This window comes from Stappia sp. TSB10GB4, from assembly GCF_900185745.1.
Lineage (GTDB): Bacteria > Pseudomonadota > Alphaproteobacteria > Rhizobiales > Stappiaceae > Stappia.
Genome location: NZ_FYAV01000010.1, coordinates 1 through 11,978, shown reverse-complemented (window position 1 = coordinate 11,978; position 11,978 = coordinate 1). Strand labels below are relative to the sequence as shown.

The window sequence follows — 11,978 nt, the reverse complement described above, 5'->3', positions numbered from 1 at the left end:
CCACGCCGGCCGGGCTTGAGGGAGCGGCAAGCCGAGAGGGAGATGGAGCGTTCGATCGATCACGTGAGGCGGACACGCCGTGCGACCCGACCGGCCGTCGAGGCCGTGGTTCCGTTAGGCGCCGCCCCACGCGCAACCCATCTTGGGCCATGGCGGTTCACCATGCCGCCGAAACAGGCCGGACATACGAACCGCTGTCGATCCGAGCGAGCCTCAACTAATCGCTTGCCCTCAGGGGGCCGTCCACATACGGGTCTATTGCCCGAGCCATCCGGGGATGGGGTATTCCGCCGACGCGCCGGCCGTTTCCGGAATGGCCGACGCCATCATTCACTATCTCGACCTTCTCGACGCGATGGACCTGCCCGAAAAGCCGCATCTGATGGGCTTTTCGATGGGCGGTTGGATGGCGACGGAACTCGCGGCCGTCGCTCGCGAGACGTTCGACCGCGTCGTCCTCGTCGCACCGGCCGGCCTGAACGATCCGGCCCATCCGGCGACCGATCTCGGCGCGATCGCGCCGCAGGACCTTCCGGGATACCTGGCTCACGATGCTTCGGTGGCGCTGCGCTACTTCCCGGACGGCTCCGATCCGGCCTTTGCGGAACAATTCGGCGCCGATCGGGCGCGAGAAGGGGAGGCGGTAGGCCGGCTTTGCGCGCCGTTTGGCATGGGGCACCCGAACCTGCGCCGGATGATGGCGCGGATTACCAATCCGACCCTGATCGTCTGGGGGGAGAAGGACACGCTCCTTCCCGCCAGTCAGGCGTCGCTCTGGGCGGCGGCGCTGCCGGACGCGCAGACCCTTCTGATCGCGGATGCCGGCCACCTGGTGCTCCAGGAGAAACCCGAGAGCCTGAAGACTATCGGCGATTTTCTCGCCGCCTGAATAAATCGAGAGGAGATGCCATGAACAAGCCCATGAAGCACAGATACTGGGGCGACAGTATCGATTATCGTGAGGTCCTGAAGAAGATCGAGGAGATCGGCCCGGCCCTGGAAGCCAACGCCCCGGCGGACGAAGAGGCCGCCGAACTGACGAAAGACACTTTCGAGGCGCTCAAGCCGCTGCGGTTCTCTCATCTTCTGGCGACGGAAAAACTCGGGGGCGCGCAGATGCGTCCGACCGAGGTTCTGCAACTGCTCGAGGCCGTGAGCTGGTGGTCCGGATCGGCTGGCTGGGTGTCGATGGTGCATTGCTGCATCGGGGCCATGTCGGCGGCTTTCCTCCCCGACAGCGCCGTAGAGCGTCTGTTTGCGCCGGGGACCGACAACCGTTTTTCAGGACAGGGCGCACCGCTTGGCATGCTCAAGAAGGTCGAGGGCGGCTATCGCCTGACCGGAAAATGGAGCTACGGCTCGGGTTTCAGCCACGCCACGTGGTCGCACTCTGCCTGCTTCATCGACGACGGGGAGGGGAAGCCGGCCAAGGATGAGGACGGCAACGTCATCGTGATGTGCGCGCATGCGCCCATCGGTGAGCACAAGCAGCTTGGCAACTGGGACGTGCTTGGGCTCAAGGGCACCGGCTCGATCGACTATTCCGCCGAAGATGTGTTCATTGCCGAGGATCTGGTCTTCCCGATCCTGACGGCGCCGCCGCAGCGTCTCGAGGAGCTCTTCAGCCTCGGGATCGTCGGCCTCGCCGCGATCGGCCATACCGGCTGGGCAATGGGTGCGGGCCGACGCATGCTCGATGAGATCGCGAAATTCGCGCGATCCAAGTCCGGCCGCGCCGGCATGCTGGGTGAAAGCGAGAAGTTCTGGCATGACTACGGTCGCGCCGAGGCCAGCTACCGCGCCGCTCGCGCCTTCGTGATGGAAGTCTGGGGCGATATCGAGGCGAGCGCCGAGGCGGGCAAGCAGATGACGACGCGTCAGATCAGTCTCGTGCATCTCGCCAAGGCGCAGGTTCACGAAGTCGGCGTCGACATATGCAACTTCGCCTATCGCGCTTCCGGCGGCGCCGGCCTGCGCGCCGGGGTCCTCCAGCGCACCTTCCGCGACATGATGGTGGCGGCGAACCACTTTACGATCGCGCCGTCGATCGTCACCTCCGCCGGCCGCGAGATCGGCGGGCTCTGGTCCGACCGGGTCTGGCAGTTCTACGACCTGATCGAGAAGTGACGCATATGCAGGGCGGCGCCATGCCCGCGCCGCTCTGCGACGGAAGCAGCCAAGGCATCCCATGATGAAGACAGACACCATCGCGGAAGCGTTCCGCGAAGCTTTCAGGTGCCATCCCGCCGGAGTCGCGGTGATTACCGCCGACCCCGGCGGGAAGCCCGTCGCCATGACCGTGTCGTCGCTGATCTCGGTCAGCGCCACGCCTCCGACCGTGGCGTTCTCGTTGTCGGCGCGGTCCGGCTCGACCGCCACGGTCCTCCAGTCGGAAACGGTGATCGTCCACCTGTTGCGCTATCCGGATCTGGAATTGGCGCGGCTTGGTGCGACCCCCGGCGTCGACCGTTTCGGAGGCGGCGTCGAATGGGAAAGGCTGCCGACCGGCGAGCCTCTCTATACCAGCGTGTCCACGTGGTTCCGGGCACGCATCACCGGCACATTGCCGGTCGAGGGGGCGACACTCGTGGCGGCTGAACTCCTTGAAGGCGCAGCCGCAGGTCTCGACGCGCCTGAGAGGGAATCGCTCGTCTACATGGACAGACGCTGGCATCGACTGCGTGAAAACAGCGAGGGCGTGGCGAGTATCGTTTCGCTCGAGGAGGAATACCGCGACGTCTTCCGCTGAGCCTCGTCCGAGGCGTGCGCCGACCGCGGGGACTTATGCCAAAGGGTGATATTTTCGCGCAGTCATCCGATCTTGCCGTCAGCGTGTCGGGGGTACGGTGATGAAATCGAGGAGGTTGCAGCGGCAGCGCGATCGGGTGATCGAGGGGGAGGGCCATGGCTATCCTGGCAGTAAAGGGGATGTCGAAGAGTTTCGGCGCGCTCAAGGTCACCGATGATGTCAGTTTCGAACTCGCCCCGGGCGAGGCGATGGGCATCATCGGTCCCAATGGAGCGGGGAAATCGACGCTCTTCAACCTGATCTCGGGTAACCTGCGTCCCGACAGCGGCCGCGTTGTTCTCGACGGGCGCGACGTCACCTACGAGAGCGCGATGCAGCGCTGCAGCAGTGGCATCGGCCGGTCTTTCCAGATCCCGCAGCCTTTCGATCATCTCTCGGTTTATGAAAATCTGCTGGTCGCGGCGCGCTTCGGCGGATCTGTGAGCGCCGCAGAGGCACCGGGTTTCTGCATGGATATTCTCGAGCGGGCAGGGCTTGCGCATTTGGCGACCCACAAGGCCGGGGCTCTGCCGCTCCTCAATCGGAAGCGTCTGGAACTGGCGCGCGCGCTCGCCACCCGCCCGCGCGTCATCATGCTCGACGAGATCGCGGGCGGCCTGACCGACGCCGAATGCGGCGAACTGATCTCGACCATACGCGCCATTCACGCCCAAGGCACCGCGATCCTGTGGATCGAGCATGTCCTGCACGCGCTCAATGCCGTCGTCAGCCGGCTCATGGTTCTGAACTTCGGGCGCATGCTGATGGTGGGCAGACCCGACGAGGTCATGGCTGCCCCGGCAGTGCGCGAAATCTATCTGGGGATCGAGGCATGAGCGTGCTTCTCGAGGTCAAGGATCTGACCGCTCACTATGGCGACTTCCAAGCGCTGTTTGGCGTCCACCTTGCGCTCAAGCAGCGCGAAACCCTCGCCATTATTGGCGCCAACGGTGCCGGCAAGACAACGCTGATGCGTGCCATCACGGGGATCGCGCGTGTTACCGCCGGAACCGTGACTCTCGATGGCGGCCGCATCGATCAGTTGAACGCTCCCGACATTCTGAGGGCCGGAATCAGCATGGTTCCCGAGGGGCGACGGTTGTTCCCCAGCCTGTCGGTCGAGGAGAACCTGCTGATCGGAGCACATGCCCGCAAGGGCAGTGGTTTCTGGAACAAGGATCGCGTGTGCGAACTGTTCCCGGTCCTTTCGGAGCGCAGGCATCAGCCCTCCACCTCGCTCTCTGGCGGACAGCAACAGATGGTCGCGATCGGGCGGGCGCTGATGTCGAACCCCTCGGTCCTTTTATGCGACGAACTCAGCCTCGGCCTGGCCCCGGTCGTCATCCGCGAAATCTATGCGGCCTTTCCGACCATCCGTGAAAGCGGGACGGCGATCATCGTCGTTGAGCAGGACATCGGCCAGGCGTTGCAAGTCGCCGATACGGTCCACTGCATGATGGAGGGACGTATCACCCTGTCGGGACGGCCGGACGAGCTGTCGCGCGAGGCCATCCATGACGCCTATTTCGGGATAACGCATTCATGATCTGGCTGGACACGCTCATCCAGGGACTGCTGCTCGGGGGGCTCTATGCCCTTTTTGCCGCCGGCCTCAGCCTCGTGTTTGGCATTATGCGGCTGGTCAATCTCGCCCACGGTGACCTGATCGTGCTCGGCGCCTATCTCATACTGGGGATCGGTACCGCTCTTGGCCTCAATCCCTTCGTGGCGGCGCTGATCGCCTTGCCACTGATGTTCCTGCTGGGCTGGCTGTTGCAGACGGTTCTTCTGAACAGGGTGCTGGGCGACGACATCCTGCCACCGCTTCTCGTCACTTTCGGATTGTCGGTGGTCATCCAGAACGCATTGCTCGAACAGTTCACCGCCGACAGTCGCAGACTGCCTGTCGGCCCCATCGAGGCCAAGTCGCTTGCCTTCGGCTCGGTCAGCGTCGGGGTGATGCCGCTGATCACCTTCGCCTCGGCCATTCTCGTGATCCTGTGCCTCAACTGGATCTTCTATCGCACAGCGATCGGACGCGCCTTCCGGGCGACATCGGACGACTCCGTCACCGCGCAGCTCATGGGCATCCGTCCGCGCCGGGTCTTTGCGCTCGCCACCGGCATCGCGCTGGTCGTCGCCACGATCGCGGCGCTCTATCTCGGCGCACGGGCGAATTTCGATCCATCGATCGGCCCGGCACGCCTGCTCTATGCATTCGAAGCGGTGATCATCGGTGGCCTCGGCAGCCTATGGGGGACGCTGATCGGTGGGCTCATCATCGGCGTGGCCCAGGCGTTCGGTGCGGCATTGAAGCTCGAATGGCAGATCCTGGCAGGCCACGTCGCCTTCGTTCTGATTCTGCTCGTGCGGCCGCGGGGGCTCTTTCCCCGCGCCCATGATTGAGGATCACAGATGAAGAACGCCCTAGGCCTCCTGTCGCTCCTCGTCATCGTCGCCGCTCTGGCCGTCGTCCCACTGTTCGGTCTGCGCGCGCTCGTCCAGGATCTCTTCATGGTCCTGTGCCTCCTGGTTCTGGCGCTCAATTGGAACATGCTGGCCGGCTTTGCCGGGCTTGTTTCCGTCGGCCAACAACTCTTCGTCGGTGTCGGCGCCTATGCGATGTTCGCCGCGGCCATTTTGTGGGGGCTCGACCCGCTCACCGGCGGCCTGATCGGCGGCCTCGTCGCCATGGTGCTTTCGGTGCCCGTCGCCTTCTTCGTTTTTCGCCTGAACGGCGCCTATTTCGCCATCGGCACCTGGGCGGTGGCGGATATCGCGCGTCTTTCCTTCAGCCAGTGGCAGGCACTCGGCGGTGGCACGGGCACGGCGCTGCCACGTGGCGCTGCCCGTGACATGCCGGGTGTCCAGTTGCTGCGTGAGGTTCTCGGCGTTTCGCCTGCTGCTGCGGTCGACATGCTCACCTATTGGCTGGCACTCGGGCTGGTCGTCGCGATGCTGGTCGCCAGTTGGATCTTCCTGCGCTCGCGCATGGGGCTTGGGCTGCAGGCCGTGCGAGACAATCCCGTGGCCGCGCGCTCGGTCGGAGTCGATCCGGTCCGGCTGAAGGCACTTGTTTTCCTGCTCACGGCGTTCGCCACAGGGCTTTGCGGTGCGCTCATCTTCATCCAGACGGGGCGCATTTCACCCGATGCCGCCTTTTCCGTCATCGATTGGACGGCCTTCGTCATCTTCATCGTCGTCATAGGCGGGATCGGCACACTGCCGGGACCGATCATCGGCGTGCTGGTGTTTTACGGATTGCAGCGCCTGCTGTCGGACTACGGCACGGTCTACCTCATCGTACTCGGCGTGATCGGCATCGTGGTCATGCTTTTCGCGCGTCGCGGTCTGTGGGGCGGCTTCACGCAATGGACAGGCGTCAACCTGCTTCCGCTCGAACATGCGCCCCCGAAACGCCCGGACACCGGCATCCGGCGCAACACGCGATCCGTTCATGGAGAATAAGCTCATGAGTTATTTCACCGAAACCAATTCCGTTGAGACAGTCAATGCCCGCATGGGGGCGCAGACCGATCCGCGTCTTGCCGAGATCATGTCCAGTCTGGTGAAGCACCTTCATGGCTTCGCGAAAGACGTGAGCCTGACCCAGGAAGAATGGGATTTCGCCATTGGCTTTCTGACAAGAACCGGCCAGATGTGCTCAGGCGAACGGCAGGAGTTCATTCTGCTCTCCGACGTTCTCGGTTTCTCGATGCTGGTCGATGCGATCAACAACCGCCGGCCGGAAGGGGCGACGGAGAACACGGTCTTCGGGCCATTCCATGTCGCCGACGCGCCGATCCGGCAGATGGGCGATTCGATCAATCTCGATGGCAAGGGCGAAAGCTGTCTGTTCGAGGGCCGAGTGCTGGACCTCGACGGCCATCCGATCGAAGGTGCGTCGGTGGACGTCTGGTCGGATAACGCCGACGGCTACTATGACGTCCAGCAGCCCGACATTCAGCCGAAGTGGAACAATCGCGGCCGCTTCATTACGGCGGCGGATGGACATTACAGTTTTGTCGGCATCAAGCCCGTGAGCTACCCGATCCCCGATGACGGACCTGTCGGCAAGATGCTGGGTCAACTCGGCCGGCATCCCTACCGCCCGGCGCACATGCACTATCTTATCACGGCGCCCGGCTATCAGAAGCTCGTTACCCATACGTTTGTCGGCGGTGACGAGTATCTGGAGTCAGATGCCGTTTTCGGCGTGAAGACCACCCTGATCGCGCCTTACGAGAAGGTCGACAACGGTGAGACGCTCTGGCGGTCCCCCTTCGATTTCGTGCTCGTTCCACGGTGAGGACAGGATGCCCAACATCAAGATCTTCGTCGACGAGACACAGTACAGCGCGGTGAGGAGCGGGCTGGCTGCCTTGCTCCCGGATTTGCGGACCGCGCTGTGCTCCAGCCTCAGGGTCGACAATGCGGCGTTCCAGATTGCCGTTATCCCGGTTCTGGGAATGGCGGACCAGCCCCAGGTCAATGTCGAGATGCAGCTTATGCCGCGGCCCGAGCGCACCCGCGAGGTCGTATCCGAACTCGCAGGGCAGTTGCGCGCGAGTGTCGCCAAAGCAACCGGTCAGTGCGTGGCGGTGCGCGTCGCCATGCTCGACGCCGCGACCTATGTGGCGTTGAAATAGAGGAAAAACTGAGCCGGTCAGCTCCGTCGGTGGGTGACTTGTTCGGCGTGGTCCATCCGCGCCTGCAACCGTTCCGACTCCGCCTGAAGGAAGGTGATGAATTGCTGTGCCGCAGGCGGTCTCTGTCTGTCGCTCTTGGTCAGGATTCCCAGTTGCCGGTCCGGGTGGTCGATCTTCAGGGGCAACACCGCGAGGGGGATGGTACGCCGTGTCTGGAAGACCACTGAGTAGGGCAGCACCGTCAGCGAATCCGATCCGGTCAGCACCGACTGGATGGACGCCAGCGTGCCGCCGGAAAAATTCACCATGAAGTCTTCCTGGCCGATGGATTTCAGCGCCCGTTCGAGGTCGCGATAAAGCGGGCTGTCGGCCGGCGGAGCAATCCACGGGTAATTGGCGATGTGAGACAGCGAGATCGCCTTGATCCGCGTGAGGGGGTGATCGACGCGGCAGGTAATGACATTGCGACCGGAGAGAAGCGGCAGGAAATCCATGTCCGGCGGCACCTGGCGCGGATGAAGCGGCAGGATGGCAATGTCGAGGCCGCCGTTCTTGAGGCCGGCTTCCAGCGTATCGAGATAGCCGTAGGACTGGTCGATATGGACATCCGAATTGCGAGACTGGAATTCGGCGATCATGGTGGCGATGACGCCATCGGTGAAGATCGGCGAGCCGCCGACGCGGAGCCTCCCGGCCAGTCCCTGGCGAAACCGGCGCACCAGAAGGCTCGCGTCCTTATTGGCGATGCGGATCCTGTTGCCGAGGCGCGCGAGGCTTGCGCCCAATTCGGTCGGTCGCAGCGGACGGCGGCCCGGCTCGAAAAGCGGCATTCCGATGCGCTTCTCCAGCAGGGCCATGCTCCTCGAAACCGAAGGCTGCGACTTTCCGAGTTCGTCGGCGCCTTCGGTCAGGCCGCCCTTTTCGACGATGACCGCCAGGATCTCTAGATGTTCGCTGTCAATCTTCATAACTCAATGCGATATTATATTCCGCACATCCGATCAATATTCCTGTGTGGCTGGGCTAGCATCCGAGCTGAAATACAGAGCAGCGGAAGCCTGCAGGGGGAGCCTGGTGTCGTTTTTCCGGGAGGAGTTTATCGCGCGTAGCGCAGCCGTGCGCGTTCGCTTCGGTCCCGGCGTGCGCCGGTCCGTCGCAGAGGAGATGGAAGCGCTCGGGGCCCGGCGCGCGTTGATCCTGACCACGCCGCAGCAGGCCGAACTCGCCGATGAGTTCTCCGCCTATTGCGGCGGGCTCGCTGTGGGCAGCTATACCGGCGCAACGATGCACACCCCCGTGTCGGTGTCGGAGGATGCCACTACGCTGGCGGGTGCACTCGGTGCGGATGTACTGCTTTCGGTCGGCGGAGGCTCGACGATCGGCCTCGGCAAGGCGATCGCGTTGAGGACGGACCTGCCCCAGATCGCAGTCCCCACCACTTACGCCGGTTCCGAGGCGACGCCCATCATCGGCCAGACGGAAAACGGCGTGAAGACCACGCAGTCGACTGCGAAGGTCCAGCCGGAGGTCATCCTCTATGATGCCGAACTGGTCACCACGCTGCCGGTGGAAATGACCGTCACTTCCGCCCTGAACGCAATGGCTCATGCCGCCGAAGGGCTCTATGCCCGTGACCGCTCGCCGATCTCCACACTGATGGCAGTCGAGGGGCTGCGCGCCTTCCGCGATGGTCTGCCACGGGTGCTCGCCAATCCGGAGGACACGTCGGCGCGTGGCGAAACCCTCTACGGGGCGTGGCTTTGCGGAACCGTTCTCGGGCAGGTGGGCATGGCGCTTCATCACAAGCTGTGCCACACGCTGGGTGGTAGCTTCGACCTGCCGCATGCGCAGACGCATGCAATTGTGCTGCCGCATGCCATCGCATACAACGCGCAAGCTGCCCTCGAACAGCTCGCGCCGCTGGCCGAGCTTTTCGGCGACAGCAATCCCGGTCGGGGTCTGCGCAGCTTCGCCAAGCAGGTCGGCTCGCCGATGGCGCTGAGAGATCTGGGGCTGGCGGAGGCCGATCTCGACCGTGCGGCAGATCTTGCTGTCGCCAATCCCTACTGGAATCCGCGGCCGGTCGAGCGCGATGCGATTCGCAAGCTATTGCAGGCCGCATGGGCGGGAGAGGAGCTCGCCGTCTGACACTCTTCGGCGGCCCGCGCAGCCCGCCCTTTCGTTCTCTTGGGAGGAGACTACATGCCCGACATCACAACGGATGTCCTGATTATCGGCACAGGGCCTGCAGGTTCGGCAACGGCCGCGCTGCTTTCGACCTACGGCGTCGCAAACATGGCGGTCAATCGCTATCGCTGGCTGGCCAACACGCCGCGCGCGCACATCACCAATCAGCGTGCCATGGAAGTGCTGCGCGATCTCGGGCGCGAGGTCGAGGACGAGGCCTATATGTTCGCCACGCATCAGGACCTGATGGGCGAGAATATCTTCTGCGAGAGCCTCGCCGGTGAGGAGATCGGGCGGATGAAGGCGTGGGGCAATCATCCCCTCTCCAAGGCCGAACACCTGATGTCGTCGCCGACCAAGATGAACGACCTGCCGCAGACCTTCATGGAGCCGCTGCTGTTCAAGACGGCCTGCTCGCGCGGTACCCAGGCGCGGATGTCGACGGAATATCTCCGTCACATACAGGATGCCGAAGGCGTCACCACCACCTGCCTCGATCGTCTGACCGGCCGTGAGTTCACCATCCGCTCGAAATATCTCGTGGGAGCGGACGGCGGGAAATCGCTGGTGGCAGAGAACGAGAACCTGCCCTTCGAGGGCAAGATGGGCGTCGGCGGCTCGATGAACATCCTGTTCAGGGCAGACCTCTCCAAATACGTCGCCCATCGCCCGTCGGTGCTGTACTGGGTCATGCAACCGGGTGCCGATGTCGGCGGCATCGGCATGGGGCTGGTCCGCATGGTCCGCCCGTGGAACGAATGGCTGATCGTCTGGGGCTACGACATCAACGCGCCCGAACCTGAGGTGACGCCCGAATTCGCCACCGGGGTCGCGCGTCAACTGATCGGCGACCCGGAGCTCGAAATCGAGCTGTTGTCGGCCAACACCTGGACCGTCAACAACTACTACGCCACCAAGACCTCCAACGGCCGCGTGTTCTGCATGGGCGACGCGATCCACCGCCATCCGCCGTCGAACGGTCTGGGCTCGAACACCTCCATCCAGGACGCCTTCAATCTCGCCTGGAAGCTGTCGATGGTCCTGAAGGGACAGGCAGGCGAGCGGCTCCTTGACAGCTACGACGCCGAACGGGCGCCGATCGCCAAGCAGATCGTCACCCGTGCCAACCAGTCGATCGCCGAGACCGGCCCGATTTTCGCTGCGCTCGGCATGGCGGAAGGCGTCGACCCCGAGCAGATGCAGAAGAACCTCGAGGCCCGCACCGACGGGACCGCTGAGGCCGAAGCGCAGCGCGAGGCGATCCGTAAGGCGATCGCCTTCAAGAAATACGAGTTCGACGCCCACGGGGTGGAAATGAACCAGCGCTATCGTTCGAATGCGGTGGTGACAGACGGGCAGATCGAGCCGGCGTTTCAACTGGATGCGGATCTGCACTACCAGCCCACCACATGGCCGGGCGCGCGATTGCCGCATGTCTGGCTCTACCGGCATAGCGACGGGGCCGAGACTTCCACGCTCGACATCTGCGGCCATGGCCACTTCACCCTGCTGACCGGTCTGGGCGGAGAGCCTTGGGTGGATGCTGTTCAAAAGGTGGCTGAGGGACTGGGAATCGAGATCGTGACCCACGTGATCGGTCCGCGTCAGAACTACATCGACCACAGTGGCGAATGGGCGCGGCTCGCCGAAATCAGCGACAATGGTTGCCTGCTGGTCCGTCCCGACCACCACGTTTGCTGGCGCGCCACATCGCTTTCAGAAGATCCGAAAGCCGATCTGAGCCGGGTTCTGAAAGCCATTCTGGCGCGATAGTCGCCCCGCTGCGCCCAATCCGCCGTCGTCCGTGCCCGCGTTGCCCTCACGACGTTGGCCCAGGCGCGGTCGTTTCGGGCGCGGCTGGTTCGGGTCGGCAGGTCTGGCGGTGCCCTCGAGGATGGATGCCGAAACGGATTGCCCGATCCGTCCGAAGACGTGGCCGAGCCACGGCTGGACGATCCGGGGCAACGGCGTGATCGAATCCCGTCACCCGCTCCAGTTTTCCTGCACTGCAATATGTTACGCGAGGCCGCCGTGAGGCGGCCTTGCCGTTTCTGCCGCCGCTGGCAGGTCGTCTGCGGGAACTTTACCCCGTGCCCGGATCGCTACGGCCGGCGTCAGTCTCCGCGCGGCCGCTTGCTGGCGCCCGGCACGGCGAAGCGACGGCCGACAGCAGCGCGATGGCTGCGAGGGCCTTCTCGTCATGTCCCTGTCCGGACGCTGGCGACGCGGCGCGACCTGAGACATAGGTGACAGAACGTACCGGACACATGGGTAACACTTTTCGCTTTGCGGGAGGTGTTGATGCCGTGGAAGGAGTGTTCGGTAATGGACGAGCGAGTACGTTTCGTCGGCCG

At 63.8% G+C, this 11,978-nt stretch carries 12 protein-coding genes; 11 read left to right on the top strand and 1 reads right to left on the bottom strand.

The features are described from left to right. The first annotated feature begins 142 nt into the window (after positions 1-142). From TSB10GB4_RS00255 to TSB10GB4_RS00215, 9 genes are all read left to right on the top strand, one after another. Entirely contained in the window at positions 143-889 is a 747-nt protein-coding gene (locus tag TSB10GB4_RS00255) for an alpha/beta fold hydrolase (protein WP_256376559.1), read from the top strand. Between the two features lie 20 nt (positions 890-909). Beyond that, entirely contained in the window at positions 910-2,127 is a 1,218-nt protein-coding gene (locus TSB10GB4_RS00250) for an acyl-CoA dehydrogenase family protein (RefSeq protein WP_186394085.1), read from the top strand. A gap of 61 nt (positions 2,128-2,188) precedes the next feature. Beyond that, entirely contained in the window at positions 2,189-2,749 is a 561-nt protein-coding gene (locus TSB10GB4_RS00245) for a flavin reductase family protein (protein ID WP_186394084.1), read from the top strand. 155 nt (positions 2,750-2,904) lie between these two features. After that, positions 2,905-3,624 (top strand): ABC transporter ATP-binding protein, encoded by a 720-nt coding sequence (locus TSB10GB4_RS00240; RefSeq protein WP_186394083.1) that lies wholly within the window; start codon positions 2,905-2,907, stop codon positions 3,622-3,624. Beyond that, a complete protein-coding gene (locus TSB10GB4_RS00235; RefSeq protein ID WP_186394082.1) occupies positions 3,621-4,334 on the top strand; it encodes an ABC transporter ATP-binding protein in 714 nt (237 codons plus the stop codon). The genes TSB10GB4_RS00240 and TSB10GB4_RS00235 overlap by 4 nt, the downstream gene beginning before the upstream one ends. Next, entirely contained in the window at positions 4,331-5,194 is an 864-nt protein-coding gene (locus TSB10GB4_RS00230) for a branched-chain amino acid ABC transporter permease (RefSeq protein WP_186387627.1), read from the top strand. Before TSB10GB4_RS00235 ends, TSB10GB4_RS00230 begins: the two co-directional genes overlap by 4 nt. Before the next feature lie 9 nt (positions 5,195-5,203). Beyond that, a complete protein-coding gene (locus TSB10GB4_RS00225) occupies positions 5,204-6,256 on the top strand; it encodes a branched-chain amino acid ABC transporter permease (protein WP_186394081.1) in 1,053 nt (350 codons plus the stop codon). A gap of 4 nt (positions 6,257-6,260) precedes the next feature. Next, the gene (locus TSB10GB4_RS00220; protein ID WP_186387625.1) at positions 6,261-7,097 is read left to right on the top strand and encodes an intradiol ring-cleavage dioxygenase; all 837 of its coding nucleotides are present in this window, start codon (positions 6,261-6,263) and stop codon (positions 7,095-7,097) included. Positions 7,098-7,104: 7 nt separating this feature from the next. Then, positions 7,105-7,437, top strand: coding sequence for a hypothetical protein (locus TSB10GB4_RS00215; RefSeq protein WP_186394080.1), 333 nt, complete (start codon positions 7,105-7,107; stop codon positions 7,435-7,437). A gap of 17 nt (positions 7,438-7,454) precedes the next feature. Here the strand turns inward: TSB10GB4_RS00215 and TSB10GB4_RS00210 are convergent, their stop codons facing one another. Next, positions 7,455-8,405 (bottom strand): LysR family transcriptional regulator, encoded by a 951-nt coding sequence (locus tag TSB10GB4_RS00210; RefSeq protein ID WP_186387623.1) that lies wholly within the window; start codon positions 8,403-8,405, stop codon positions 7,455-7,457. A 106-nt stretch (positions 8,406-8,511) separates the two neighbouring features. On the opposite strand from TSB10GB4_RS00210, the gene TSB10GB4_RS00205 reads away from it, so the two are divergent. Together TSB10GB4_RS00205 and TSB10GB4_RS00200 are read left to right on the top strand one after the other, a co-directional pair. Continuing rightward, on the top strand, positions 8,512-9,585 hold the full coding sequence (locus TSB10GB4_RS00205) for a maleylacetate reductase (protein ID WP_186394079.1): 1,074 nt from the start codon (positions 8,512-8,514) through the stop codon (positions 9,583-9,585). A gap of 54 nt (positions 9,586-9,639) precedes the next feature. Further along, positions 9,640-11,397 (top strand): FAD-dependent monooxygenase, encoded by a 1,758-nt coding sequence (locus tag TSB10GB4_RS00200; protein WP_186394078.1) that lies wholly within the window; start codon positions 9,640-9,642, stop codon positions 11,395-11,397. Positions 11,398-11,978 lie beyond the last annotated feature (581 nt).